The sequence below is a fragment of the Streptomyces sp. NPDC051940 genome, from assembly GCF_040680895.1.
Lineage (GTDB): Bacteria > Actinomycetota > Actinomycetes > Streptomycetales > Streptomycetaceae > Streptomyces.
Map to the genome: position 1 here is coordinate 65192 of NZ_JBFAXR010000001.1, position 26547 is coordinate 91738.

Here is a 26547-nt window from a genome sequence, read left to right on the forward strand (position 1 = left end):
CCGCGCCGCCCTACGCCGTACGGAGGACACGGGGCGGTCCGTAAGGACGAGGGACTGCGGACGGGGGGCGGGGTGCCCCGGCGTCGCGGGGCCCCGTCGCTCGGGCCCGCCCAGGCGGGGGCGCTGCCGGCTCCGGTCTCAGTTGTGCGGGATCTCCTCTATCACCGTGGCGCCCAGCTCGCGTACGAACAGGTCGTGGCCGGAGAGGACCGACTCGTCGAGGTCGGGATCGTCGTCCTCGGGGATGTCCTCCTCGGGGGGCGGCGGGGGGCCGGGTTCGGGCTCGCCGTAGGAGGGGGGCGGGGCGGCGGCCGGCGGCATCGGCGGGCGCGGCGCGGCGGCGGGCGGCGGGGCCTGGGCGGGGGCCGGTGCGTGGGCGCTCTGGCGCATCGGCGCGGCGGCGCCTCCCCCGGCTCCGGGTCCGGATCCGCCGGAGGGGTCGACGATGGCCTCCACCTTCCACTGCACGCCGAAGCGCTCGGCGAGCACCTCCTGCAGCACCTCGGCGCTGCCGCCGCCGGCGAAGCTGTCCCGGGCGCCGGGGTTGGCGAAGCCGAGCTGCAGCGTGGTGCCGTCGAAGCCGGACACGACGGCGTTCTGGCTGATCAGGATCCAGGTGAAGCGGCGCTTGTTCTTGACCGCCTCCAGGATGTCCGGCCACATCTGGCGTACGGAGGCCGCGCCGCCCTGCGGACTGGCGGCGGGCGGCGGCGCTGCGGGTGCGGGGGCCGCCGGGGCGGCGGACGCGGCGGTGGGCCGTGCTGCGGGGGGCGCGCTCTGGGGGGCGGGGGCGCTCCCCTGCGGACCCGCGCCGGGCGCGGCGGCGGTGGGCCAGGCACCGGGGCGCGCGGCGCCCTGGTCCGGGCCGGGCTGACCGGGGCCACCGGGCGCGGCGCCCTGGGGCGCGCCACCGCCGGACGCGCCGGTGCCGGGCGCGGCGGCGGACGGCCAGGCGCCGGGGCGGCGCCCCTGCTGCGCCGGGCCCGGGCCGCCCGTGGCGGGGGGCTGGGAGGGCTGGGGGGCCTGGCGTACGGGCGGGGCGGGCTCGGGCGGAGGCTCGGGGGCGGCGGGGGGTGCGGGGGGTGCGGACTGACCGGTCTGTGCGGACGGTCCGGGGTGACCGGGCTGTCCGGGGTGTGCGGCCTGACCGGCCTGATCAGGCTGCCCGGCCTGACCAGGCTGTACGGGCCCCCCGCGCTCGGCGATCGCGGCGCGGGCGGCGTCCGGTCCCGACCGGTGTGCCTCGGGCCCGGGAACGTACCCGACGGCCGGTGCCGGCATCGGCGTACCGGACTGGGCCTGCCGCTCCAGCCGGTCCAGCCGCGCCTGTACGGACCGCTCGTCGGCGTAGGCGGCGGGCAGCAGCACCCGGGCGCAGATGAGCTCCAGCTGCAGCCGCGGCGAGGTGGCGCCGCGCATCTCCGTGAGCCCCTCGCTGACGAGGTCTGCGGCACGGCTCAGCTCCGCGGCGCCGAAGACGTCGGCCTGCGCGCGCATCCGCTCCAGCACGTCCTCGGGGACGTCGATGAGACCTTTCTCACCCGCGTCGGGCACAGCGGCCAGGATCACCAGGTCGCGCAGCCGCTCGAGCAGATCGGCGACGAACCGGCGCGGATCGTTCCCGCCCTCGATGACGCGGTCGACGACCTCGAAGGCCGCGGCCCCGTCCCCGGCCGCGAAGGCGTCCACGACGGCGTCGAGCAGCGATCCGTCGGTGTACCCGAGCAGGGAGGTCGCCATGGCGTACGTCACACCGCCCTCGGTCGCCCCGGCCAGCAGCTGGTCCATGACGGACATGGAGTCACGCACGGAGCCCGCTCCGGCCCGTACGACGAGGGGCAGCACGGACTCCTCGACGGCGATCTGCTCCTCCGCGCACACCTGGGACAGGTAGTCGCGCAGGGTGCCGGGCGGCACCAGGCGGAACGGATAGTGGTGGGTCCGCGACCGGATCGTCCCGATGACCTTCTCGGGCTCCGTCGTGGCGAAGATGAACTTCAGATGCTCCGGCGGCTCCTCGACGACCTTCAGCAGGGCGTTGAAGCCCGCCGAGGTGACCATGTGGGCCTCGTCGATGATGTAGATCTTGTACCGGCTGGCCGCGGGCCCGAAGAAGGCCTTCTCCCGCAGCTCACGGGCGTCGTCGACGCCACCGTGCGAGGCGGCGTCGATCTCGATGACGTCGATCGACCCGGGCCCGTTGCGGGACAGGTCCCGGCACGACTGGCACTCACCGCACGGCGTGGGCGTGGGCCCCTGCTCGCAGTTCAGGCACCGGGCCAGGATCCGCGCGCTGGTGGTCTTGCCACAGCCGCGCGGCCCGCTGAAGAGATAGGCGTGATTGACCCGGTTGTTCCGCAGCGCCTGCTGCAGCGGACCGGTCACGTGGTCCTGCCCGATGACCTCGGCGTAGGTCTCGGGGCGATAACGGCGATAGAGGGCTAGCTGCGACACGCTTCCGACGATATCGGTGCCCGCCGACAAGTGAGCTCCACCACAGAAACCACGGCCCTCCGGCGGGGAGGAACCGACGGGAGGAACCGGCCGGGAAAAGCAAGCGCCCCCCACGCACCCGCCAGAGCCCACCTACCCTTGCTGCCTTCCGGCCCTGGGGGAGTTCAGCGAGATAGCGCCACGTGAGGGGCAAGCCCAAGCCTACCCGATCCCCGGCCCGCTCCAGACCCCTCCCCCCGCTCCTCCCGGACCTCCCCGGATCGGGTTCGCGAGCACCCCTCAACGTCTTGTAATGTTCTCCACGGAGGATTCGCCTAGTGGCCTAGGGCGCACGCTTGGAAAGCGTGTTGGGGGCAACCCCTCACGAGTTCGAATCTCGTATCCTCCGCACTCCGCCTGAACAGGCGAAACGAGGGCCCCGACCGGGTTTCCGGTCGGGGCCCTCGTGCGTGCCGCGGTCCTGGTCCCGGTCTCACCTGGATCAGGTATTCATGGCAAACAGGGCGCCGGCTGTGAAGCGCCAGGCGCACGCCGGGTGAGCGGCGGCTGGACCTGGCGCTACAACCCCGATGCCGAGCACGTCCCTGATGGACTGCGTCGACGGTGATGGCCAGTTGGGCCGGGTGTCGGACGCGTATGGCGAGCGAGGGTTCGGCCGTGATGCGTCGGCGGCGGGGCGGTGTGGTGTGGGCTTCGGGGTGCCTGTTCGGGATGGCCTATCTTGGCGCGCATGCAGTCCTACACGATCGGGCAGGCTGCCCGACTGCTCGGGGTGAGTCCGGATACCGCCCGGCGGTGGGCGGATGCCGGGCGGGTGGCGACCCACCGGGATGACAGTGGGCGTCGGCTCATCGCGGGGGCGGATCTGGCCGCGTTCTCCGTGGAGATCGCCGGTGGTGCGGGTGACGGCGAGGACGCCTCCTACACCTCGGCCCGCAACGCGTTCCCGGGCATCGTTACGGCGATCAAGCTGGGTGACGTGGCGGCCCAGGTCGACATCCAGGCCGGGCCGCACCGCCTGGTCTCGCTCCTCACCCGCGAGGCGGTGGAGGAGCTGGGGCTCGAGGTCGGGATGGAGGCCACCGCCCGGGTGAAGTCCACGAACGTGCACATCGACCGGGTCTGACGGCGGGGATCAGCCGCGATCCGCCGTCGGCGCGGCCCCCGCTCCGGCCGAAGTCGGGGTCGATCTCCGCCCAGGACAGGACCGCGTGGTGCCCGTCCGCGCCGCGCACCGCGATCAGGAACCGCAGGCGGTCCCGCCGTTCCCCGGCGGCGAAGCCGGGGCCCGCGGCCGAGAGCACGTCGTGCAGCAGCGGGCCGGTGAAGGTGTGGCTGCGTACGCCGCTGCCGGCGCACTCGAAGGAGACCTGGGTGCGGTGCTGGGTGAAGGCGCGCAGCTCCGGCATCGTCAGGGGGCCCGGCCGGGCCAGATCGCCGGTCAGGGCGACCTGCGGCGTCAGTGCCGCGGCGTTCCGGGCAGTGGATCGGGCAGTGGATACGGACTGAGGCACGGGTGACCACCTCCCGGTTGACCGTACCCGGGCAGCCCTGCCGTACAAACGCATATACCAAGCCATCTCGGAACAGCTACGGCTTGTGCGATGCGACAGAAGATTTTCACCTTGCACCTGCGGCAGTATCCTCCTGTCATGCTCAGGCGCCTGGTCGTCGAGAGACCGTGAGGAAGACCGCCGTGCGAAGGAGAAGACTGTGATGACCCGTTCCACGCGCCGGACCCGCCGGATCCTGCAGGTGGCCGGTACGGCTACCGCGGCTCTGCTGGCGCTGAGCGCCTGCGCCTCCTCCGGCGACTCCGCAGCCGGCTCCGACGACTCCCCGTCGTCCTCCACCTCACCGAAGCTGTCCGGCACGGTCACCGTGTTCGCAGCCGCCTCGCTGAAGGAGAGCTTCACGGAGCTGGGCAAGCAGTTCGAGGCCGCGCACCCCGGCACCGAGGTCACCTTCAACTTCGGCGGCAGCGACTCCCTCGCCGCGGGCATCACCAGCGGCGCCCCGGCCGACGTCTTCGCCGCCGCGAGCCCCAAGACGATGAAGGTAGTCACGGACGCGGGCGGCGCCTCCGGCGAGCCCGCGACGTTCGTACGCAACCAGCTGGAGATCGCCACGCTGCCCGGCAACCCCGAGGGCATCGCGTCGCTGAAGGACCTGACCGGGTCCGGGCTGAAGGTCGTGCTGTGCGACAAGGAGGTGCCGTGCGGCGCCGCCGCGCAGAAGGCCCTGGACGCGAGCGGGCTGGAGCTCACCCCGGTCTCCTACGAGCAGGACGTCAAGTCCGCGCTGACCAAGGTCGAGTTGAAGGAGGCCGACGCGGCGCTCGTGTACAAGACCGACGTCAAGGCGGCCGGTGACAAGGTCGAGGGCGTTGAGTTCCCCGAGGCGTCGCAGGCCGTCAACGACTACCCGATCGTCCTGCTCAAGGACGCCCCCAACGCCGAGGCTGCGCAGGCGTTCATCGCCCTCGTGCAGTCCGCCGAGGGCCGGCAGGTCCTCACCGGGGCCGGGTTCCTCCAGCCGTGACCCCGCTCGACGAGACCGGTGCCGCGGCCGACACCCTCCGGGGCGGTCCGCGGCGCCGGCGCGCCCGGGTCGTCGGTGGCCCGGGCGTGCCGCTCCCCCTGCTGGTGCCGGCGGTCATCGGCCTGGCGTTCCTCGTACTGCCCCTCGTCGCGCTGCTGCTGCGCACCCCCTGGCGGCATCTGCCGGAGCTGCTGACCAGTCCGGAGGTGTGGCAGGCGCTGCAGCTGTCCCTGGTCTGCGCCACCGCCGCGACCGCGGTGAGCCTGGTGCTCGGGGTGCCGCTGGCCTGGCTGCTGGCCCGCGTCGAGTTTCCGGGGCGGGGTCTCGTACGGGCCCTGGTCACCCTGCCGCTCGTCCTGCCGCCCGTGGTCGGCGGTGTGGCGCTGCTGATGGCGCTGGGCCGCAACGGCGTCGTCGGGCGGTGGCTGGACGACTGGTTCGGCGTCACGCTGCCGTTCACCACCACCGGCGTCGTGATCGCTGAGGCGTTCGTGGCGATGCCGTTCCTGGTCATCAGCGTCGAGGGCACGCTGCGGGCCGCGGACCCCCGCTATGAGGAGGCCGCCACCACGCTGGGCGCCTCGCGGTTCACCGCCTTCCGCCGGGTCACCCTGCCGCTGATCGCCCCCGGCATCGCCGCGGGCGCGGTGCTCGCGTGGGCCCGCGCGCTCGGGGAGTTCGGTGCGACGATCACCTTCGCCGGGAACTTCCCCGGGCGTACGCAGACCATGCCGCTCGCGGTCTATCTGGCCCTCCAGAGCGACCCCGAGGCGGCGATCGCCCTCAGCCTGGTGCTGCTCGCCGTGTCCGTCGCGGTGCTGGCCGGGCTGCGCGACCGCTGGATGACCACGTCATGACCGACACCGAGAAGACCGCCGCCCTCCCCTCCGCGACCCTGCAGGCGGAGGGGCTGGACGCCCGTCTGGTCGTCGACCGCGGCTCCTTCCGCCTCGACGTGGCACTGACCGCCGCGCCCGGCGACGTCGTCGCCCTGCTCGGGCCCAACGGCGCCGGCAAGACCACCGCCCTGCGCGCGCTCGCCGGACTCACCCCGCTCACCGCCGGGCACCTCACCCTCGACGGGACCTCGCTGGACCGCACCGCGCCCGAGTCCCGCCCGGTCGGCGTCGTCTTCCAGGACTACCTGCTCTTCCCGCACCTGACCGCCCTGGACAACGTGGCGTTCGGCCCCCGCTGCCACGGCGCCACCAAGGCCGAAGCCCGCGCCCAGGCCGCCGCCTGGCTGGACCGCATGGGCCTGGCCGGCCACGCCGCCGTCAAACCGCGCCGCCTCTCCGGCGGCCAGGCCCAGCGCGTCGCCCTCGCCCGCGCCCTGGCCACCCACCCCCGCCTGCTCCTCCTCGACGAGCCGCTCGCCGCGCTCGACGCCCGCACCCGACTGGAGGTCCGCGCCCAACTGCGGCGCCACCTGGAGGCGTTCGAGGCCGTCGCCGTCCTGGTCACCCACGACCCGCTGGACGCGATGGTGCTGGCCGACCGCCTCGTGGTCATCGAGGACGGCCGGATCGTCCAGCAGGGCACGCCGTCCGACATCGCCCGCCACCCCCGTACCGACTACATCGCCCACCTGGTCGGCCTGAACCTCTACCAGGGCCGGGCGGCAGGCCACACCGTCCACGTCGGCGGCGGGCCGGTGATCACCACCACCGAGGACCTCACCGGACCGGTCTACGTCGCCTTCCCGCCCAGCGCCGTCACCCTCCACCGGGACCGCCCCACCGCCTCCAGCGCCCGCAACCTCTGGCAGTGCGAGGTCGCCGGGCTGGAGACCCACGGCGACCAGATCCGCGCCGACCTCACCGGCGAGCTGCCCCTCGCCGCGGACCTCACCACCGTCGCCGCCGCGGAACTCGGCCTCCACCCCGGTGCCACGGTCTGGGCCACGATCAAGGCGGCCCAGACCCACGCCTACCCCGCCTGACGCCGGCCGGGGCTGGTCACCCCCGCGGGCCGTACGTGTTCAGGAACAGCGCCGGGCCGTCCACCGCGGCCGTCAGGGCGGCGGCGAACGCCTTGGCGGAGTACACGGGTTCCAGCCGCAGGCCGGCGGACGCGGCGGCCTCCGCGGCGGCGGACGCTTCGGGTGTGGGGTGGCCGTAGCCGTCGCCCAGGTGGGTGCGGGTCGAGACGAGGCGCAGCGGTGGCAGGTCGAAGGAGGCGCCGCGTCTGCGCAGCAGGGTCGCGGTGCGGTCGGCGAGGCGGGTCAGGTCCTTCGTGGCGAGCGGCAGGGTGTCGTTGACCACGACGCCGAGCACCCGTGAGCGCAGTCCGGCCAGCGCGCAGCCCAGTGCCAGCCCCGCGGCGGTCCCGCCCGAGCCCACCGGGGTGACGATGTGCCGGGGCTCCGGCAGGTCGCCCGCCGCCACCTGCGCCGCGAGCTCCAGGCCGGCCTCGACGTAGCCGAGCACCCCGATCGGCGCGGAGCCGCCGGGCGGGAGGTAGGCGGGCGGCCGCAGGCCGTGCGCGTGGCGCAGGAACAGCCACGGGAGGGCGGCGATCGTCCGTGGTTTCGTACGGGTGCGGTGGATGGCCGCGCCCGACGCCCGGAGTCTGTGCAGCTGCTCGCGCACGTGCTCGTCCTCGGGCTGGTCGATGAGGGCGAGGACGGTGTCGATCCCGAGTTCGCGCGCGTAGAGCGTCGCCGCCAGGCCCCAGTTGGTGCCGGTGGCGCCGACGGTCAGGACGGTGCGCGTGCCGCGCCGGCGCAGCTCGGGCAGGAGCCATTCCAGCTTGCGGACCTTGTTGCCGCCCCAGCCGCCCGAGCCGTAGCGGCTCTCGTCCTTGCACCAGAGGTCGTCGCGGGCCGTCCCGGTGAGCCGGCGCACCGGGGTCGGGCCGTCGCCGAGCCGGTGGAACGGCAGCGTTCGTACGAGCTCGGGGCAGCGCGTGTGCAGCAACGGTGCGGTCATATCTCTCCCAGGACGCGATAGGCGTTCGCGAACCGCCCGTCGGGGCCGAGCCGTCCAGCGGCGGTCCACGGCGATGACGACCCGACCAGCCGCCGCACCCGTCCGGCGCGGATGCCCGGATCGTAGGCGGCCCTCTCGTGCCCCGCCACGCCGTTTGCCGCCGGTGGGCCCGGTCGGATAAGAAGCCCTCATGCTGAAGGGCAACAAGGTCGGGCTGCGGGCCCGGCACGAAGACGACATCCCCGTCCTGCTGGCCGAGCTCTACGACGACGTCGTCAACGGCTCGCGGGCGGAGGGCGCGCCGTGGCGGCCGATCACGCCCGGGTCGAAGGACCCGCGGCTCGTGGGGGACGACAAGAACGACGCGGTCGTCCCGTTCTCCGTGGTGGAGCTGGACGGCGGCACGCTGGTCGGCACCGCGACGCTGTGGGGCATCGACAACCACAGCCGGTCCGCGCACATCGGGCTCGGGCTGCTGCCGTCCTCGCGCGGCATGGGCTACGGCACCGACGTGGTCGCGGTGCTGTGCCACTACGGCTTCGTCGTACGCGGCCTGCACCGGCTGCAGATCGAGACGCTCGCGGACAACGACGCGATGCTGCGCTCCGCCGAGCGCAACGGCTTCGTCCGCGAGGGCGTGCTGCGCTCCTCGGCCTGGGTGCTGGGGGAGTTCCTGGACGAGGTGCTGCTCGGGCTCCTCGCCGAGGACTGGAAGTCGGACCTGCGGGGCTGAGCGCCTCCGGCCCGCACGTCCGCACCGTGCACGGTGTGGACGTGCGGGCACCGCGCCGCGGTCGCACTATGGACGGGAGCGGAAGGAGGCGCCATGCCGGCGACACACGCTCCCCACACCGAACACCCCCACACCCACGGCGCGGGCTGCGGCCACGCGGCCATCCCGCACGGCGACCACGTCGACTACGCCCACGACGGCCATCTGCACCGCCTGCACGCGGGCCACGCCGACGAGTGCGAGACGGCGGCCCACACCGTCCACGACGTCCACGGCCACCGCCACGAGCAGGGATGCGGGCACATCTCCGTGCCGCACGGCGACCACGTCGACTTCATCCACGACGGCCACCGCCACGCGCAGCACGAGGGCCACTGGGACGAACACTGACGGTCGCCCGGCGCCGCGGGCCCCCGTCCCGGCACCGCAGGCCCCCATCCCGTCACCGCTCCAGACCAATGACGCCCGCCAGCCCCGCGCGATCCCCGTAACAAGCGCTTGCCGCCGCTTCCCCGGCTCTGCTTGACTCCGCCCGTCGGATCAACTGCCCGGCCGGGGAGGCACCATGGAAATGACCCGCAGACGACTGCTCGCCGCACTGTCCGCCGCCGGTGTGCTGGCGGCCGTGCCGCCGAGGTTCGCCTCCGCCGCCGAGTCCGCCGAGGGCGGCGCGGGGGTGATCGCCAACACCGTCGCGATGTTCGCCGGCACCCCCGCCGCCAACGCCCGCCCCGAGGTGGCCGCCAAGCTGGCCGCGATCGCCGCCACCGCCCGCACCAACCTGGCCGCCATGGACCGGGCGACGGGCCCGGGCGAACTCTTCGCCGGCGTCCCCCTCGGCACCAACGACGCCAACCTCAGCACGACCTACCGCCAGCTGTACGAGATAGCCCTCGCCACCCGCACCCCCGGCGTATCCGCCGACCTCGCGGAGAACACGGGCATCCAGCACCGGGTGCTCGACAAGCTCCAGTGGCTGCACGACACGTACTACGGCGACCAGTCCAAGGGCTACTACGGCAACTGGTTCAACTGGGAGATAGGCATCTCCCAGAGCGCCTGCAAGACCTTCGCCCTCCTGGCCGGCGAGGCCGCCGCGTACAGCCCCGCGCTGATACCGACGTACATCGCCTCGATGGACGCCTACCTGCGCAACGGCAAGGACGGCGACGTCGATCTCGACTCCCGCTTCCACACCGGCGCCAACCTCGCCGACATCACCACCAACCGCATCCTGCAGGGCGCCCTCCTCGGCGCCGCGGGCGAGGCCCGGGTCCGCAAGGCGCTCGAGGACCAGCTCACCGTCTTCGCCACCATCGACCCCTACGCCCTGCAGCACGGCAACACCGACGGCCACTACGCCGACGGCTCGTTCATCCAGCACCACTCGGTCGCGTACACCGGCTCGTACGGCAAGGGCCTGCTCACCCGCGTCGTACAGACGCTGAAGATCCTGGACGGCACCGGTTACGTCGACAGCGGCGCCCTCGTGCCCGTCGTGCAGCACTGGGTCCGCGGCGGCTTCGCCCCGCTGATCTTCGAGGGCTGGATGATGGAGATCGTCAAGGGCCGCGCCGTCTCCCGCACCACCACCGGTTACCAGGACGTGGCCGTCATCGTCGAGGCCGTCGTCGACCTCGCCGACTACTCCGAGGGCGAGGAGGCGACGGCGCTGAAGGGCTGGGTGAAGTTCGTCCGGGCCAACTCCCGTGCCGCGCTGGACCCGACGAGCTTCGTCTCGCCGCTCAGCATCGTCCGCTACACCGGCATCCTCGCCGACGCCGCCGTGCCCGCCGCCGATCTGGGCGCGGCCTCGCGCACGACCGCGTTCAACGCCATGGACAAGACCGTCCACCGCCGCCCCGGTTTCGCCTTCGCGCTGGCCCGCAGCTCCGACCGGATCAGCAAGTACGAGTACATGAGCGGCGAGAACCTGATGCCCTGGTTCCAGGGCGACGGCGCGCACTACCTGTATCTCACCGGCCAGGACCAGACCCAGGCGTTCGGCGTCGACTACTACACCGCCGTCTCCCCGTACGCCCTCGCCGGAGTGACGGCGCCGGTGGAGGAGCGGCGCACGGTTCCGCAGCTGTACGGGACGGCGTGGTACGAGAACCCCTCGCACCCGCTGAACTTCACCTCGTCCTCCGAGTCGCAGAACAAGTACGTCTACTTCCCGCGCGGCACCAACCGGCACTCGGGCGGGGTGACCCTCGGCGCGTACGCCGCCGCCTCGCTGATCCAGTCCAGCGACGTCTCCTGGGCCGAACAGGACGCGCTGCCCGCCGGTTTCGTCGTCTACCGCAACGCGAACGCCGTCAAGTCCTGGTTCCTGCTGGACGACGAGATCGTGGTGCTGGCCGCGGGCGTCGGCGACGACGCCGGACGCGCGGTGACCACCTCCGTCGACGCCCGGATCGCCGCCCCCGCCGACCAGGTCACGGTCACCGGCGCACGGCACGACGGCTCCGCCTGGACGCCGGGCGGCAGCGGCGACCCGCGCTGGCTGCGGTACGCCAACGCCACCCAGGGCACGGCCGTCGGGTACGTCTTCCTCACCGACCGGCCGGTGCGCGTCGAGCATGCCCAGGTGACCCGCAGCCGCCGCGTCGTACGGACCGCGAACCCCGACACGGCCGTCACCAAGCGCGTCTTCGGCATCTCCCTCGACGAGGCCGCGGGCGCGCCCCCCGCCTCGTACGCGTACGCCATCGCCCCCGGCGCCGACGAGGCGCGGCTGCGGTCGTACGAGGGCGGTCCGCTGACGGTCGTCGCGAACACGGTGCGGCTGCAGGCCGTCAAGCACACCGGCCTCGGGCTGATCGCCGTGTCCTCCTTCACATCCGGACGGCACGAGGCGGCCGGGGTGAGCGTCGACGGACCGGCGTCGGTGCTGGTGCGCAGGGCGCAGGGCGGGCTGACGACCGTGGCCGCCGCCGATCCGACGATGGACCGCGAGTCGCTGTCCGTCCTGCTGCGCGGGCGGTGGCTGTCGGCCGCCTCCGCGGACGAGCGGGTGCGGGTGCGGCGCACGGCGGAGGGGACGCTGGTGGAGTACGACACGGCGCGGGCGTACGGCGCGAGCCTGCAGGCGGTGCTCCGGTAGGCGCCCCGGGGGGTGAGCCCGGTCACGGCGGGGTGCGGGGGACCCGGGTTATCCTGGAGCCCTGCGAAGGGGAGTAGCCCTGCAAACCGGTCGTCGACACACTGGAGCCTCGCGGCTCCCGGTGGCCGGGTCCGTACGAGAAGCAGCGGACGGGCGAGACCTTCGGCCAGGCACAGCCACGCGCGCACCGCGCGTGGTCCGCTGTGCCGGGCCGACCGGTCCTCCCGTCGCCGCCTCGAGGCGCTTCGCATGGGTCCGGGGGCCCGGCCGTACACAGAAAGCCGCCCCGGAATGCACCTCGACCCGCTGGCGATCGTCACCGCCTTCGGCCTGATCTTCCTCGCCGAGCTGCCCGACAAGACCATGTTCGCCTCGCTGGCGATGGGGACGCGGATGCGTCCGCTGTACGTCTGGTTCGGCACCTCGACGGCGTTCATCGTGCACGTGGCCATCGCCGTCGGCGCGGGCAGCGTCATCGGCCTGCTGCCCGGCTGGAGCGTCAAGCTGGTCTCCGCCGCCCTCTTCGGCCTCGGCGCGTTCCTGCTGCTGCGCGGCGGCGACGACGAGCACGGCGACGAGGCCGGTACGAAGACCGTCAAGGGCTTCTGGCCGGTGTACTCGACGGCGTTCATGGCCGTCTTCATCAGCGAGTGGGGCGACCTGACCCAGATCACCACGGCCAACCTGGCCGCCGCCAACGACGTCTGGTCCGTCGCCATCGGCTCCGCCGCCGCGCTGATGTCCGTCTCCGCCCTGGCCCTGCTCGCCGGCCGCTTCATCGCCAAGCGCGTCCCGCTGCGCACGGTCCAGCGGATCGGCGGCCTGTGCATGCTGGCGCTGGCCGTGTGGTCGCTGGTGGAGGTCTTCACCGGCTGACCGCGCTCGCGGCCGCGACCCCGCTGCCGGTCAGAGGAAGCAGTCGACCACCAGCGGCAGGTCCTCCAGCCACTCCCGCAGCCGGGACCCCCGGCGGGCGTGCACCAGCGCGTGGTACGCCGCCCCGGCGCGGGTGATCACGGTGACGCGCAGCCAGTTGCCGGGCTCCGGCGCACACTGCACGGCGCCTATCTCGTCCCACCCGAACTGGTAGCCCTCCCGCCCGGCCCATCCGGAGCGCCCGGACTGGAAGGTGACCCCGCCCGCGTCGACGAGCACACCGCCGCTCGAGTCGACGGCGACGAAGCTGATGTCGTCGTCGCGTGCGGGCCCCGGGACGTGGGTGGGGGTGTACGGGCCGGGGGCCGGCTGTGCGTACGGGCCCGGGACGTGGGTGGGCGTGTACGGGCCGGGCTGCGGCTGCCCGTAAGGATTGGGGGCGGGCGGGGTCGACGGCCCGTACACCGGCTGCGGCGGTACCACCGGCACGGGCGGCGGCGCCGCCACCGTCCCCACCGGCGCCATCGCGTCCAGCAGCTCCCCCGGCGTCGGCCGTAGCTCCGGCTCCTTCGCCAGACAGGCCGTGAGCGTCTCCCGCAGCCCCTCCGGCACCGCCGTCAGGTCCGGCGGCTCGTGGACCGACCGGTACATCAGCCCCATCGGCGTCCCCTCGCCGAACGCGCTGCCGCCCGCCGCCGCGACCAGCACCGCTCCCAGCGCGAACACGTCCGCCGCCCCGGTGACCGCCGCCCCCAGCGCCTGCTCGGGCGCCAGGAAGCCGGGCGTGCCGAAGGCCAGCCCCGTGGTGGTCAGCCGGGCGGACTCCATGGCGCGGGCGATGCCGAAGTCGAGGACGCGGGGGCCGTCGGCGGCCATGATGATGTTGCCGGGCTTCAGATCACGGTGGACCAGCCCGCAGCCGTGGATCGCCTGCAGGGCCTCCGCGAGGGCCGCCCCCAGCTGCCGCAGCCGGGCCTCGTCCAGCGGCCCGTGCGTCTGCACGAGCCCGGCGAGCGTGGGCCCGGGGACGTACGCGGTGGCCAGCCAGGGCGCCTCGGCGTCCGGGTCGGCGTCGACGACCGGCGCGGTGTGGAAGCCGCCCACCCTGCGCGCCGCCTCGACCTCCGCCCGGAACCGCTCGCGGAAGTGCGCGTCGGAGGCCAGCTCGGCCCGCGCCACCTTGACGGCCACGGCCCGCCCGCCGCGCGAACGCGCCAGGTACACGGTGCCCATGCCGCCGGCACCGATCTCCCGCTCCACGGCGTAACCGCCGACCCGCTCAGGCATCTCCACCGCCGCCTGCCCCCCTTGCGTGACGCCGGGCTCCAGTATGGCGGGGAGGGCCCGGAAAAAGTGTCGGACGGGGTGTCGATCCGCGTCCGGCCCGTTCGACGCAAGGGTGACGGAGAAGCCGACACCGGAAAGGTGACGGAGAAGCCGACACCGGAAAGAGGAAGCGACCATGCCCAAGCTCCGCGTACACAACGTGACCATCTCGCTCGACGGCTTCATGGCCGGCGAGAACCAGCGGCTGGACGCCCCGTTCGGCGACGGCGTGGGCTGGGGCGACGAGCTGCACAGCTGGTTCGTCTCGGCGAGCGCGGACGCCGCCGCGGGGAAGACCGGCACGGACGTCGACCACTTCGTCCGCGGGGACGACAACATCGGCGCCACGATCATGGGGCGGAACATGTTCGGGCCCCAGCGCGGCCCGTGGGAGGACGAGTCGTGGCGCGGCTGGTGGGGTGAGAACCCGCCGTACCACACCGACGTCTTCGTCCACACCCACCACCTCCGCCCCGACCTGCCGATGGAGGGCGGGACGACCTTCCGCTTCACCGACGAGCCGGTGGAGACCGTACTGGCGCGGGCGTTCGAGGCGGCGGGCGGCAGGGACGTACGGATCGGGGGCGGCGCGGCGACCATCCGGCAGTATCTGCGCGCGGGGCTCGTCGACGAGATGCACCTGGTCATCGCCCCGATGCTCATCGGCCGCGGGGAGCGGCTGCTGGACGACGTCGCGGAGGGGATCGCCGGTTACCGGGTCGCCGGGCTCGACGGCTCCTCGGGAGTCGTCCACGTGACGGTCGTACGGCGTTGAGGGACCGGTTCAGGCCGGACGGCGCGGGCCCCGGTAGGGCAGTGGGCGGCTGTAGACGACGCTGGTCGTGGTGGAGCCGAAGCCGTTGAGTTCGTCCACGAGTTGCTCCAGATGCGCCATCGAGGCCGCCGCCACCTTCAGCGTGTAGCAGTCGTCTCCCGTCGTACGCAGGCACTCCAGGATCTCCGCCCGCTCGCCCAGCAGTCGGTGCAGCGGCCGGTGCCGGTTCCCGGGGTACTTCAGCCGCACCACGGCCAGCACGGGGTAGCCGGCCTTCTCCAGGTCGACGGCCGCCTGGTAGCCGGTGATGACGCCGAGCGCCTCCAGCCGGCGTACGCGCTCGGTGGTCGCGGAGGCGCTGAGGCTCACCCGGCGGGCCAGCTCGGTGAAGGAGACCCGGGCGTCCTGCTGCAGCTCGGCCAGCAGCGCCCAGTCGGTCGCGTCGAGATTCTCGGCCATCCGCGCAGACTACCGGCGAATCCCCGGCTTGATCACGGGAACGCCGTGGATGTTCTCTTCCGGAGGACGGCTCCGGCTCGTTAGCCTGCTGCGTATGAGCCCGACGCCCGCCCCCACCGCCGACGACGAGAAGTACCTGCGCATGGCCATCGCCCTGGCCGCCCGGGGCGTGGCCGAAGGGGACGCCCCCTTCGGTTCGCTGCTGGTCGGGGCGGACGGAACCGTGCTCGCCGAGTCGTACAACACGGTCCGCAGCGACGACGACATCACCGCCCACCCGGAGCTGAAGCTGGCCCGCTGGGCGGCCCGCGAACTGCCCGCCGCCGAGGCGGCGTCGACCACCATGTACACCAGCTGCCAGCCCTGCCCCATGTGCACCGGCGCGCTGGCCCGCTCGGGGCTGGGGCGGGTGGTGTACGCCCTGTCGTCGCGGCAGCTCGACGGGCTGAAGCCCGGCGGCGGCTTCCCGGAGGTGCCGCAGGACGGGCCGTGGCTCTACGAGGAGGCGCGGGTGCCGGTGTCGGCGTACTACACGCCCTGACCGCGACCGTGACCGCCGACGACCCGCTCACCGCCCCTCAGGAAGGCGACTCATGACCGACTCCCACCCGACCGGCACCCACCGCACCGTGGCCGTTCTGGGCACCGGCGTGATGGGCGCCGCCATGGCCCGCAACCTCGCCCGCGCCGGACACTCCGTACGGGCCTGGAACCGCACGCGCGCCAAGGCCGAACCGCTCGCCGCCGACGGCGCGCACGTCGCGGACACGCCCGCCGAGGCGGCCGAGGGCGCGGACGTCGTCCTCACCATGCTGTACGACGGACCCGCGGCCCTCGACGCCCTGCGCGAGGCGGCGCCCTCGCTGCGGCCGGGCACCGCGTGGGTGCAGGCGTCGACGGCCGGTGTGGAGGCCGTCGGCGAGCTGGCGGGCTTCGCGCGGGAGCACGGGCTCGCCTTCTACGACGCGCCGGTGCTCGGCACCCGCAAGCCCGCGGAGGACGGGCAGTTGCTGGTGCTGGCCGCGGGTCCCGCCGACGGGCGCGAGACGGTCCTGCCGGTCTTCGACGCGATCGGCTCACGGGTCCTGTGGACGGGGGAGGACGGGGCCGAGGGGTCCGCGACGCGGCTGAAGCTCGTCGCCAACAGCTGGGTGCTCGCGGTGACTTCCGCCGCCGGCGAGGTGCTGGCCCTGGCGCAGGGGCTGGGCGTGGACCCGCAGAGCTTCTTCGACGCGATCGGCGGCGGGCCGCTCGACATGGGCTATCTGCGGGCCAAGTCCGGGCTGATCCTCGAGGACCGGCTGTCCCCGGCGTCCTTCGCGGTCTCCACCGCCGTCAAGGACGCCCGCCTCATCGTCGAGGCCGCCCGCCGCGCGGAGCTGCGCCTGGACGTCGCCGAGGCGAGCGAGGCCCGCCTCGCCCGGGCCGAGGCGCAGGGGCACGGGGCGGAGGACATGGCGGCGGCGTACTTCGCGAGCTTCGACAAGGCGCCCGGGGCCTGATTTTTGCGAGCTGGGGACCTGAGGCGCCCCCGCCCGTCACCGGCTCCCCGCCAGCCGCGCCCCCGCCGCCGTACGCCGGTAGAGCACCGTCCGCCCGTTGCGCGCCCGGGTCACCAGCCCCGCGTCGTGCAGCACGCCCAGGTGGTACGAGACGGTCGCCGGGCTGAGGAACTGGACCGCCGCCAGCTGCTTCGTCGACGCGGGCCGCCCCAGCGCCGCGAGCAGGGCGGCGCGGGTGGGGCCCAGCAGCTTCGCCAGCTCCGCGGACGGGGGCACCGGCGCGGCGGACCGGTCGCGCACCGGAACGGCGAGGATCGGCGGCCGCAGCCCGCCGCACACCGGGTCCACCGCGACGCCCGGCCCGGGCGCCACCAGCGACGGCACCACGATCACCAGCGGCACGGCCACCCGGACCGTGAACCGGCTCTCCACGCACAGCCTGCCGTCCTCCCAGCGGATGTCCGGGTGCAGCGAGTCGAACAGTCCGGCCGCGCCCCGCCGGGCCATCACCCCGGCACACCGGTCGACCTCGCTCTCCAGCGCCGCCTTCGCCGCGTCCCAGTGCGGGGCGAACGCCAGGTCCCAGTAGCAGCGCAGCTCCCGCGCCGCCTGCCCGGCGACGTACCGGCCGCCGCGGTCCACGGCCCGCCGCACCACCGGCGGCAGTTCGGCCGCCGCCAGCCCGGTGTCGGGCCGCCCCGCCCGCAGGGCGGCCAGCTCGTCCAGGACGCGCTCGGGCGGGGTGGTGCGGACGCGCTCCAGCTCCTCCTCCACGGAGGGCGAGGGGCTGTCGGGGTGCGGGCTGAGGAAGTCCGGCAGATAGCCGCCCGCGTCCAGCGCCAGGGCCGACAGCAGCGGGAGCCGCGCCCGGCGCAGCACCCGCCGGGCCCGGGCGACCCAGGGCCCGGCGCCGGCGCCCGGCTCCAGCCCCCACGGCAGCAGCGTCGTCGCGACCTCGTGCAACGGCGAGACGGCGAACCGGGAACGGGCCAGCCCGGCGGCGTCCACGACGAGTTCGATCACGGCCTTCCCCCGCCCCCGCTCACACGCTCCGGTTCGAACCTCCTCGAATCGTGGCACGGATGCTCGCCGCGCACGGCCCGCTCGGCGCACTCTGATGATCCGCGGCGCCCGCTCCCGGGGCCGCGCGACGCCCGGGCACCGGGAGAGAGCGGGGAGTGCGGGGGATGCGACGACGACGCGAACGGCTCCAGGGGAGACGGTGGACGCGCGCGCTCACGGCGGCGGCACTGGCCGCCACGGGGGCGCTGCTGCTGCCGGGAACGGCCATGTCGGCGGCCCAGGACGGGTCGGGCCCGTCGGCGGCCGGGGAGACGGGGGCGCCGCCCGCCGGAGAGCACGGGGGACTCTCCGGCGCGGCGCCCTGCACGGCGGTCGCGGGCTTCACCTGCGCCACGCTGACCGTCCCGCTCGACCACAGCGGCGCGACGCCCGGCACCCTCGGCCTCAAGGTGGCGATGGCCGGCAACGCGTCGGCGCCCAAGGGCGTCCTGCTGTTCCTGACGGGCGGCCCGGGCCAGCCGGGTGTGCCGTACGTCGAGCGGCTGAGCCGGCTGATGGCGCCGGTGCTGGACGACTACCGGCTCGTCATGATCGACCAGCGGGGCACGGGCGGGAACGCGCTCCAATGCCCGCAGCTGCAGGAGCAGATGGGCTCCTCGGACCTCACCCCGCCCACGGAGGCGGCGGTGCGGGACTGCGGCGCCGCCCTCGGCCCGGACCGCCGCTTCTACGGGACGAACGACACCGTCGCCGACCTGGAGGCGCTGCGCGAGGCGCTGGGCGTACGCCGGATGACGCTGGACGGCGTCTCGTACGGCACGTACACGGCGACCCGGTACGCCCTGGCGCACCCGGAGCGCGTCGCGCGGCTGGTGCTCGACTCGGTGGTGCCGCAGACCGGTTACGACCCGATGGACCTGGCCGCGATGCGCGCGGCGCCGCGCGTGCTCGACGCCGCGTGCGCGGCGATCGGCTGCACCACGGACCCGGCGGCGGACCTGGCGACGGTGGTACGCCGGTACGGCAACGGGGTGGACGTCCTGGACACCCTGACGACCTGGGGCTTCGTGGACGCGGACTACGCGGCGATGATCACGGCCCTGGACCGCGCGGCGAACGGCGACCCGGCGATGCTGCAGGCGCTGACGGCCGGCGTACGCCAGGGCAGCGCGGCCACGGCGGAGGAGTTGAGCCAGGGCCTGCACGCGGCGACGCTGTGCCTGGACGGCCGCTATCCGTGGGGCAGGTCCGACGCCCCCGAGGAGGACCGCGCCGCGGCGCTGGACAAGGCGGCGGCCGGGCTCACCCCGGCCGACTACGGCCCGTTCGACGCGGCCACGGCCAAGGGCCTGGGCTCCATGCTGAGCTGCCTCCACTGGCCCGCGACCCCGGCCCCCGCCCTGCCCGCGGAGGCCCGCCGCCTCCCCGGCGTACCGGTCCTCCTCCTGGCGGGCGACCGCGATCTGTCCACCCCGGTGGAGTGGCTGTACGACCAGCAGAAGCTGACCCCGCACGCCCAGGTCGCGATCATCCCGGGCGCGGCCCACTCGGTGCAGAGCCGCGCCACGACGGACGCGGGCCGCGAGGCGGTGTTCGCGTTCCTGCGGGACTCCTGACCCCCGGGCGGCGCGCGGGAGTGTCGCTCGGGAATGCAGTTGTCCTCCGTCCGGCTTCCGTGAACGATCCCTGTGTGAGCGCGCTCTACCTGACCGTCGGCCTGCCCGGGGCCGGTAAGACCACGAGGGCCCGGCAGCTCGCCGAGGAGCACGCCGCGCTGCGGCTGACGCCCGACGAGTGGATGATCCCGCTGTTCGGCGAATCGACCGCGGGCCGGAAGCGGGCCGTGCTGGAGGGCCGGCTGCTCAGGCTCGCCCTGGAGGCACTGCGGCTGGGAACGAACGTGGTGCTGGACTTCGGGGTCTGGTCCCGCGACGAGAGGTCCGCGATCCGCTGGCTGGTGGCGTCCGTGGGCGCGTCCTGCCACCTGGTGTACCTGCCGGTGGACCCCGACACCCAGCGCGCCCGGGTCGCGCGCCGCCAGTCCACCACGCCGCACGAGACCTTTCCGATGAGCGAGGCGGACCTCGTGGCCTGGCGGGCGTCGTTCGAGGAGCCCGACGCCTCGGAGCTCGACGGCCGGGAGATCGACCCTCCCCCCGCGGGGTGGCCGGGGTGGCTCGAATGGGCCGGCGACCGCTGGCCGTCCCTGGTCTGACCGCCCGGCCGCACCCGCGAAGCGCGACCCGCGTCCGCAACCCCAGGCGTACGCCCCCACCCCCCGCCCGCAACCCTGGGCGTACGCGAGGTGGCCACCGCTGCCCGACGCCGGAGGCCGAACCCTCCCTCGGGGACTGGACTCGCTGCAGGCCGTGGCGCTGACCGTGCTGGTGACGATGGCCGCCTCGCTCGTCCTGCTGCCCGCGCTGCTCGCGTTCTTCGGGCGGCGGATCCAGCGGCAGGTCCTCAAGCGCGCAGCGAAGGCCGAGGCCAAGGGCAAGGCGGAGGGGGCCCGTTGGCGGGCGCCGGTGACCCGGGTGCAGCGGCGTCCGCTGCCGGCGCCGGCAGGCGTACGACCTGCTGGCCGAGGGATGCGGCCCGGGCTTCAACGGCCCGGTGATGCAGCTGCTGGGCCGCGACGCCGGGTGGCTCCCGGCGCCGCCGGTCCGCCGGCTGCCGAAGTGTCGCCGGAGACCCGTACGGAGAACTGATATCCGTCGGCCGAAGCGAAGCCCGTCCCCCGGACGGTGGGCCTTCGCCGTGCGGCGGACACCCCCTCGTCACGGGGTCGCGGCGATCGTAGGATGTGCCGCATTACGTACACGGCAGCTGAGTGCAGCGCCGTCTCTGGGGGGAGATTCCTGTGACTTCCGTACCCGGCCCTGCCCGCGTCCGCCTCGGGCGCAGGGCCGCCGCGGCCGGCACCGCGGCCGTATCGCTGCTGGCCCTGCTCGGCTGGAACGCGTCCGCGCAGGGCGCCGATCCGGGGACGCCGCGGCGCGTCGGCACGGTCGTGTCCGGACAGGCCGACGGGGTGCGCGGCGCCCGGCTCGCCAACGGCGACCGGCTGGAGGTGCTGCCGCGCGGAAAGGGTTCGCCGGCGGCGGACTTCCGCGTCACGCCGGCCGGCGGCGACGCCTCCGGCAGCTACGCCTTCGCCACCCAGGACGGCAAGCTCCAGGTGCGGCCCACGGGGCTGCGCGAGCCGGTGGCGGCCACGGAGGTGGCGATCGACGCGCCGGACGAGCCGTCGGCGACGACGTACGCGGCCACCTACCCGGTCAAGCTGACGATCACCAACGCGGACGTGGTCACCGGGAACTTCTACGTCTGGAACCGCACCACGTGGACGGCGTACCCGGTCGAGTCCACCTACTACAGCCCGACCGCCAGCGTCAGCCTGCCCCCCGGCGACTACGTGGGCATCGCGCTGCACAGCGACTGGCAGCGCCCCAGCTATCTGATGACGCGGACGTTCCGGGTCGCCACGAGCGGCGTCACCGTGACGTTCGACGAGAGGGCCGCCAAAGAGGCCGCGATCAAGGTGAGCGACAACACGTCGGCCACCACCATGGACAAGGCCGTGTGGATCTCCGGCCCCAACGGGCGCCAGGCCGGGTTCGCGGGCGGCAGGGTCTACGTCACGCCGTTCTCCGTCGCCGGGCTGACGCTCCACATGCACGAGATGCTGGGGGCGAGCGGCGCCACCGCCGCCACGCCGAGCCCGTACCTCTACGACCTCACGCACTCCTTCAAGGGCACGGTGCCGAGCACGCCCGTGGTCCAGGTCGCCACGTCCGCGCTGGCCAAGACCTCGACCACGGTGCGGGCGCCGGGTGCCCGCACCCAGGCCGGGCTGCAGAGCGCGCCGAGGGTCCCGGGCGACTGGACCGGTGTCTACATCGGCGGCTTCGTCCCGGCGCCGGGCACCGTGACCGAATACATCACCCCGGGCGTCGCCTTCGGCCGCGGCTTCTTCTACGGCGGGCTCGGCTACAACGCCGCGGAACGCACGCTGCCGGCGGGTACATCCCCCGGCGAAACGCTCGGACAGGCCCCGTTCCAGCCGGGCCTCGCCGCCCTGGGCGGGTCCACCCGGCGCGCCGACGGGACCGTGCTCCTGTCCGAGCGTGCGGTCCTGGCCGACGCGGAGGGGCGGTACGGGTTCGACTTCGCGACGAAGAACTCCTTCCGGCTCACCTCCGGCGGCGTGACGTATGCCGCCGCGGACGACCTGGGCACGGGCGACTCCGCGGTCTCCACCCCCCTGCCCGCCGAGCCCGCGGAGTACCGGCTCACCCAGACCGTCAACAACCGCACCGGCTACACCCGGTTGTCCGCCATGCTGCGGAGCGAGTGGACCTTCCCGTCCTCCGGCTCCACGACCGGCGGCCTGCCGCTCATCGATCTCGGGCTGACCCTGGACGGTCTCGACACCCGCAACGCCGCGCCCGCCGGCGGGCAGGTGCACATCGCGGCCACCGCCGCCACGCGGGTGTCGCAGACGGCCGCCGAGACGGTGACGGCCGTCGAGTACTCGGCCGACGACGGCCAGACCTGGCAGGCGCTTCCCGTCTCCGCCGGTGAGGCCGTGCTGACCGTCCCCGCGACGGCCGCCTACATCTCGCTGCGCGTCACCGCCGTCAACGACGAGGGCGGCAGCCTGCGCCGGACGATCACCCGCGCCTTCGCCGGACCCGCCTCGCCCGCCTCCAGGACCGTGGGGGCCACCAGGATCAGCAACGTCAAGGTCAACGGCGGCAGCGCGGTCCGGCTGACCCCGGGAGCGCTGCAGCACTTCTACGTGACGTTCACGGCCACCGACCCCGCGGGTGTCGCCCGCGCGGGCGCGGTGCTCTACCACGGCTCGTACAGCGCGCCCGACGGCTACCTGTTCGAAAGCTGGGCGGCGACGTGCAAGCCGGTCAGCGCGACGACGTCGACCTGCACCTCGGAGATGGCCTACATCCACCCCCGCTGGCTGCTGCGGAACTCCCTCGCCGGCACCTGGAAGCTCGCCGCCTGGGCGGAGTCCGCGGACGGCGTGTCGTACACCGAGCAGCTCGCCGTGCAGAGCCCGCGGGTACTGCGCGAGGGGGCGGTGAAGGTCGACGCCACCCCCGAACCGGTGCTCAAGGGCCGCCTGTTCAAGGTCTACGGCAAGCTCCAGATCGCCGACTGGCAGCGGGACGTCTACGCGAACGCGGCCGGGCGGACGCTGCTGGTCCAGTACCGCGAGGCGGGCACGTCGACCTACCGGACCGTGCGGACCATGACCACCGACGCGACCGGGCACGTGGCCTACACGGCCACCGCCTGGAGGGACGGCTTCTGGCGGGTGCACTACCCCGGTGACGCCGGCACGCCCCCGCTCACCACCGCAGGGGACTACGTCGACGTGAGGTGACGCCACCCCGCCGATCACAGGGGCGCCGGATCAACTCCGGCGCCCCTGTTGCGTGTACGCGCACAAAAACTCGCCCCCGGCCTATTGACCAGTTATAAAACCCGTCAGTAACTTCGATGTGACGTCGCAGTAACTTCGAGCTCCAGACGGCCGTTGCACGGATCGCCCCCGCACGTCGGATTCGAATGGAGAATCAGATGACGTTCCGCGCACGCCCCCGTCCCCGGTCCCGTTCGCGAGCCCGCAGACTTGCCGTCACCTCGCTGGCGGGCCTCGTCGCCGCCCTCTCGCTGACCGTTCCGGCGACCGCCACCGCCACCGCCACGGAGCAGGTCGACTACGTCGCCCTCGGCGACAGTTACAGCGCCGGCTCCGGCGTCCTGCCCCTGGACCCCGCCGCCTCCCTGCTGTGCGCCCGCTCCATCCTCAACTACCCGCACGTCATCGCCGGCCGGACCGGCGCGAGCCTCAAGGACGTCACCTGCGGCGGCGCCCAGACCAAGGACTTCACCGAGTCGCAGTACCCGGGCGTCGGCCCGCAGCTCGACGCGCTCGGCACCGGCACGGACGTGGTCACGCTCACCATCGGCGGCAACGACAACAACACCTTCATCAACGCCATCCTCGCCTGCGGTTCGGCCGGCGTGGTCACGCTGGGCTTCGGCAGCCCGTGCGAGGACCTGTACGGCAGCACGTTCACCGACCAGATCACCGGCACCACCCTGCCCCGGCTGACCGAGTCGCTGCGCGCCATCCGCGCCAAGGCGCCGAACGCGGAGGTCGCCATCCTCGGCTACCCGTGGATCGTGCCCGCCGCCTTCGACTGGACCTGTTACGCCAAGATGCCCATCGCCCGCGGCGACATCCCGTACCTGCGCGACCTCCAGGCGACCCTGAACGCCGCCGTGAAGCAGGCAGCCGCCGCGACGGGCGCCACCTTCGTGGACATGGCCGCCGCCTCGGAGGGGCACGACGCGTGCAAGGCGATCGGCACCCGGTGGATCGAGCCGGTGCTCTTCGGTACGAACATCGTCCCCGTACACCCCAACGCCGCCGGAGAGGCGGCGATGGCGACGCAGGCGATGAGCGTGCTGAACCGGGTCTGACAACCCCGGGCGGGGCCGGCCGGCGTTCTCGTACCGGCCGGCCCCGCCGCCCTCACGCCGCCAGCGCGTGCTCCGTACGGGCCCTGACCCCGCGCACCAGCGCCAGGGTCGCCACCGCGGCCCCCACGCCGCCCACCAGGGCCGTCCACCACAGCACCGCCGGGCCCGCGGTGGTGTACAGGGCCACGCCCGCGGTCAGCGCGGAGAAGCGGGCCACGCCCCAGACCCACTGGAAGGCGCCCTGGTAGCGGCCGCGGGCGTGCTCCGGGGCGAGCCCCGCCACGACGCTCGCCGCGATGCCCGCGACGATCACCTCGCCCAGCGACCACACGACCACCGACGCGGCGTACCCCGCCACGCTGTCCGCGACCCCGGTCAGCGCCACGCCCACCGCGATCAGCACACCGCCCGCCGACTGCACGTACAGCTGCGGCAGCCGGGCGAGGAGGGAGGTGGCGAAGGGCTGGAGCGCCACGACGAACACCGCGTTCGTCGCCGCCATCGCGCCGTACACGGCCGGCGACAGGCCCGAGTCCTGGATGGCCAGCGGGAGGGCGACCTCGGTGAGGGAGTACACGAAGAGCTGCATGCCGAAGACGGGCATGAGCAGCAGCATCAGCCGGTCGCGCAGCACCACCCCGTAGCCGATGCCCGCGCCGGACGGGGCCTCGGTGCGCGGCGGTTCGCTGATCCGGACGGCCACCAGCGCGGCGAAGGCCAGCATCGTCGCGGCGTCCACGGCGAACAGCAGCCAGTACCCCTGCGCGGCGAGGAAGCCGCCCAGCACGCCGGCCACCGCGGTGCCGATGTTCACGCCCCAGCCGAACAGGGCGTACGCCCGGCGCCGGGCCTCCCCCTCGACGGAGTCCGCCATCAGCGCGTACGACGCGGGCCCCACCAGCGCGCCCGACGCGCTGAGCGCGAGCGCCGCGGCGGCCATCGTGGCCACCCCGGGCGCCACGAACAGCGCGCCCTGGGCGGCCGAGGCGGCGGTCAGGCCGATGAGCATGGTGCTGCGGCGGCCGATCCGGTCGGCGAGCAGTCCGCCGAGCGCCGGGCCGAGCAGGTTGCCGGCGCCGAGGGCGCCCAGCACGTACGTGGTCTCGGTGCCGGTGATACCGCGGTCGGCGAGGAAGAAGACCAGGAAGGGGCTGACGAGGAAGCCGAGCCGGTTGACGATCGTGCCGGCGAAGATGGTCCAGACGGTGGGCGGCAGTCCGCGGAAGGTGGAGAACATGCCGTAAGCCTGCGGGTCTTACCGGGGTCCCTCCTATTGATTAAGCTGGGACCGAATCCGATGAGGGGGCGTGACGTGGAAACCTGGCTGAGCTTCTCCGCGGCGGACATGGCGCAGATCCGGTTCGCCGCCTCTCCGATGTGGGAGGTCCTGACGAGCTACCGGATGCTGCGCGCGCCGGGCGAGCCGCCCGTCCACCGCCGCTGGCTGGAGCAGGTGCGGCCGCGGCTGGCGGAGACGGGCCTGGACCGCGGCTGGCTCGCGCTCCTCGCGCCGCCCACGAGTTACGCCGCCGACCTGCTGAACCCGGCCCCGCAGAGCCCCTTCCCGACCCTGGAGTCGGAGCTCGACGCGATCCGCCGCACCCCGGCCGAGCGGGTGCGCTCGGAGCTGGCCAAGCTGGCACGGGAGGATCCGGGACTGGAGCGCACCCCCCGCTACCGGCTGCTGCACGACGAGCCCGCCGCGATGCTGGAGAAGGTCGCCGCCGAGATCGAGACGTACTGGCAGCTGGCGCTCGCCCCGTACTGGGCGCGGATCCGCCAGGCGCTGGAGGCCGATCTGTTCCACCGCGCCCGCCAGGTCGCCGAGCACGGCGCCGGTCAGGTGCTCAGCGAGCTGCACGAGTCCGTGACCTGGGACGACGGCTCCCTGCGGCTGGTACGGCGGCACTGCGGGCTGACCCGCGGCGAGTACGGCTCCGGGCTGATCCTCATCCCCACCGCCTTCGCCTGGTCCCGGGTGCTGACGGTCTCCGTGGAGCCCGATCCGCCGCAGCTCGCGTACCCGGCGCGCGGCGTCGGCACGCTGTGGGAGCCGCGGCCGTGCGCGGTGGACGCCGTCGCCGGGGTGCTGGGGCGCTCGCGCGCGCTGCTGCTGCAGGAGCTGGACACCCCGGCGTCGACGTCGGCGCTGGCCCGGCACTTCGGGCTGTCGGCGGCCGGCGTCTCGCAGCACCTGACCGCCCTGCGGGACGCCGGTCTGGTGACGGCGCACCGCGCGGGGCGGTCGGTGCTGTACGCGCGGACGGCGGTGGCGGACGCGCTGCTGACGCCGTCGGCGGTGGCGGCGTAGG

22 protein-coding genes, 1 tRNA gene, 1 other RNA gene and 2 pseudogenes are annotated in these 26547 nt (G+C 74.0%); 18 read left to right on the plus strand and 8 right to left on the minus strand.

Annotated elements, in window-relative coordinates:
- Positions 1-138 precede the first annotated feature (138 nt).
- Both AB0M28_RS00340 and ffs read right to left on the minus strand, forming a co-directional pair.
- Positions 139-2454, minus strand: coding sequence for a DNA polymerase III subunit gamma and tau (locus AB0M28_RS00340; RefSeq protein WP_365395213.1), 2316 nt, complete (start codon positions 2452-2454; stop codon positions 139-141).
- A 98-nt stretch (positions 2455-2552) separates the two neighbouring features.
- Positions 2553-2649: signal recognition particle sRNA small type (ffs, locus tag AB0M28_RS00345), an RNA gene on the minus strand.
- 108 nt (positions 2650-2757) lie between these two features.
- On the opposite strand from ffs, the gene AB0M28_RS00350 reads away from it, so the two are divergent.
- Both AB0M28_RS00350 and AB0M28_RS00355 read left to right on the plus strand, forming a co-directional pair.
- Positions 2758-2842 (plus strand) — tRNA-Ser (locus AB0M28_RS00350).
- A 342-nt stretch (positions 2843-3184) separates the two neighbouring features.
- The gene (locus tag AB0M28_RS00355; protein WP_365395216.1) at positions 3185-3580 is read left to right on the plus strand and encodes a helix-turn-helix transcriptional regulator; all 396 of its coding nucleotides are present in this window, start codon (positions 3185-3187) and stop codon (positions 3578-3580) included.
- Positions 3581-3620: 40 nt separating this feature from the next.
- On the opposite strand, the pseudogene AB0M28_RS00360 reads toward AB0M28_RS00355, so the two are convergent.
- A pseudogene (locus AB0M28_RS00360) lies at positions 3621-3863 on the minus strand (hypothetical protein); the annotation flags it as partial.
- A gap of 307 nt (positions 3864-4170) precedes the next feature.
- On the opposite strand from AB0M28_RS00360, the gene modA reads away from it, so the two are divergent.
- Genes modA through AB0M28_RS00375 form a run of 3 tightly spaced genes read left to right on the plus strand, consistent with a single transcriptional unit; the run spans position 4171 to position 6937 of the window.
- Entirely contained in the window at positions 4171-4995 is an 825-nt protein-coding gene (gene modA / locus AB0M28_RS00365) for a molybdate ABC transporter substrate-binding protein (RefSeq protein ID WP_365395219.1), read from the plus strand.
- Positions 4992-5852, plus strand: coding sequence for a molybdate ABC transporter permease subunit (gene modB / locus AB0M28_RS00370; protein ID WP_365395221.1), 861 nt, complete (start codon positions 4992-4994; stop codon positions 5850-5852). The genes modA and modB overlap by 4 nt, the downstream gene beginning before the upstream one ends.
- Positions 5849-6937: an ABC transporter ATP-binding protein gene (locus tag AB0M28_RS00375; RefSeq protein ID WP_365395224.1), complete on the plus strand. Its 1089-nt coding sequence runs from the start codon at positions 5849-5851 to the stop codon at positions 6935-6937. The genes modB and AB0M28_RS00375 overlap by 4 nt, the downstream gene beginning before the upstream one ends.
- Positions 6938-6953: 16 nt before the next feature.
- Here AB0M28_RS00375 and AB0M28_RS00380 read toward each other — a convergent pair whose 3' ends face one another.
- The gene (locus AB0M28_RS00380; protein WP_365395227.1) at positions 6954-7925 is read right to left on the minus strand and encodes a pyridoxal-phosphate dependent enzyme; all 972 of its coding nucleotides are present in this window, start codon (positions 7923-7925) and stop codon (positions 6954-6956) included.
- 190 nt (positions 7926-8115) lie between these two features.
- Here AB0M28_RS00380 and AB0M28_RS00385 point away from each other — a divergent pair, with 190 nt between their 5' ends.
- From AB0M28_RS00385 to AB0M28_RS00400, 4 genes are all read left to right on the plus strand, one after another.
- Positions 8116-8658, plus strand: coding sequence for a GNAT family protein (locus AB0M28_RS00385; protein WP_365395229.1), 543 nt, complete (start codon positions 8116-8118; stop codon positions 8656-8658).
- A gap of 93 nt (positions 8659-8751) precedes the next feature.
- The gene (locus tag AB0M28_RS00390; RefSeq protein ID WP_365395232.1) at positions 8752-9048 is read left to right on the plus strand and encodes a hypothetical protein; all 297 of its coding nucleotides are present in this window, start codon (positions 8752-8754) and stop codon (positions 9046-9048) included.
- Between the two features lie 175 nt (positions 9049-9223).
- Positions 9224-11764, plus strand: coding sequence for a polysaccharide lyase family 8 super-sandwich domain-containing protein (locus tag AB0M28_RS00395; protein WP_365395235.1), 2541 nt, complete (start codon positions 9224-9226; stop codon positions 11762-11764).
- A gap of 291 nt (positions 11765-12055) precedes the next feature.
- Positions 12056-12640: a TMEM165/GDT1 family protein gene (locus AB0M28_RS00400; protein ID WP_365395238.1), complete on the plus strand. Its 585-nt coding sequence runs from the start codon at positions 12056-12058 to the stop codon at positions 12638-12640.
- A gap of 30 nt (positions 12641-12670) precedes the next feature.
- Here AB0M28_RS00400 and AB0M28_RS00405 read toward each other — a convergent pair whose 3' ends face one another.
- Positions 12671-13927 carry a serine/threonine-protein kinase gene (locus AB0M28_RS00405; protein WP_365395648.1) on the minus strand — a complete coding sequence of 419 codons (1257 nt, stop codon included), beginning with the start codon at positions 13925-13927 and terminating at the stop codon, positions 12671-12673.
- Between the two features lie 175 nt (positions 13928-14102).
- Here AB0M28_RS00405 and AB0M28_RS00410 point away from each other — a divergent pair, with 175 nt between their 5' ends.
- Positions 14103-14741 (plus strand): dihydrofolate reductase family protein, encoded by a 639-nt coding sequence (locus tag AB0M28_RS00410; RefSeq protein WP_365395241.1) that lies wholly within the window; start codon positions 14103-14105, stop codon positions 14739-14741.
- 9 nt (positions 14742-14750) lie between these two features.
- Here the strand turns inward: AB0M28_RS00410 and AB0M28_RS00415 are convergent, their stop codons facing one another.
- Positions 14751-15200: an Lrp/AsnC family transcriptional regulator gene (locus tag AB0M28_RS00415; protein WP_365395244.1), complete on the minus strand. Its 450-nt coding sequence runs from the start codon at positions 15198-15200 to the stop codon at positions 14751-14753.
- A gap of 94 nt (positions 15201-15294) precedes the next feature.
- Between AB0M28_RS00415 and AB0M28_RS00420 the strand changes: the two genes are divergently transcribed.
- Positions 15295-15741, plus strand: coding sequence for a nucleoside deaminase (locus AB0M28_RS00420; protein WP_365395247.1), 447 nt, complete (start codon positions 15295-15297; stop codon positions 15739-15741).
- A 52-nt stretch (positions 15742-15793) separates the two neighbouring features.
- The gene (locus AB0M28_RS00425; RefSeq protein WP_365395250.1) at positions 15794-16702 is read left to right on the plus strand and encodes an NAD(P)-dependent oxidoreductase; all 909 of its coding nucleotides are present in this window, start codon (positions 15794-15796) and stop codon (positions 16700-16702) included.
- A gap of 36 nt (positions 16703-16738) precedes the next feature.
- Here the strand turns inward: AB0M28_RS00425 and AB0M28_RS00430 are convergent, their stop codons facing one another.
- Positions 16739-17725, minus strand: a complete 987-nt coding sequence (locus tag AB0M28_RS00430) for a winged helix-turn-helix domain-containing protein (protein ID WP_365395253.1) — start codon at positions 17723-17725, stop codon at positions 16739-16741.
- Between the two features lie 164 nt (positions 17726-17889).
- Here AB0M28_RS00430 and AB0M28_RS00435 point away from each other — a divergent pair, with 164 nt between their 5' ends.
- The 5 genes and pseudogenes from AB0M28_RS00435 to AB0M28_RS00455 all read left to right on the plus strand — a co-directional run bounded on the left by AB0M28_RS00435 (position 17890) and on the right by AB0M28_RS00455 (position 24235).
- Positions 17890-19341, plus strand: a complete 1452-nt coding sequence (locus tag AB0M28_RS00435) for an alpha/beta fold hydrolase (protein WP_365395256.1) — start codon at positions 17890-17892, stop codon at positions 19339-19341.
- Positions 19342-19415: 74 nt separating this feature from the next.
- A complete protein-coding gene (locus tag AB0M28_RS00440) occupies positions 19416-19940 on the plus strand; it encodes an ATP-binding protein (RefSeq protein WP_365395258.1) in 525 nt (174 codons plus the stop codon).
- 133 nt (positions 19941-20073) lie between these two features.
- A pseudogene (locus tag AB0M28_RS00445) lies at positions 20074-20341 on the plus strand (MMPL family transporter); the annotation flags it as partial.
- A 244-nt stretch (positions 20342-20585) separates the two neighbouring features.
- Positions 20586-23129, plus strand: coding sequence for a hypothetical protein (locus AB0M28_RS00450; RefSeq protein WP_365395260.1), 2544 nt, complete (start codon positions 20586-20588; stop codon positions 23127-23129).
- 197 nt (positions 23130-23326) lie between these two features.
- The gene (locus tag AB0M28_RS00455) at positions 23327-24235 is read left to right on the plus strand and encodes an SGNH/GDSL hydrolase family protein (protein WP_365395263.1); all 909 of its coding nucleotides are present in this window, start codon (positions 23327-23329) and stop codon (positions 24233-24235) included.
- A gap of 52 nt (positions 24236-24287) precedes the next feature.
- On the opposite strand, the gene AB0M28_RS00460 is transcribed toward AB0M28_RS00455, so the two are convergent.
- Positions 24288-25472, minus strand: a complete 1185-nt coding sequence (locus tag AB0M28_RS00460; RefSeq protein WP_365395266.1) for an MFS transporter — start codon at positions 25470-25472, stop codon at positions 24288-24290.
- Between the two features lie 75 nt (positions 25473-25547).
- Here AB0M28_RS00460 and AB0M28_RS00465 point away from each other — a divergent pair, with 75 nt between their 5' ends.
- On the plus strand, positions 25548-26546 hold the full coding sequence (locus tag AB0M28_RS00465) for a DUF5937 family protein (protein WP_365395269.1): 999 nt from the start codon (positions 25548-25550) through the stop codon (positions 26544-26546).
- Position 26547: the final 1 nt, after the last annotated feature.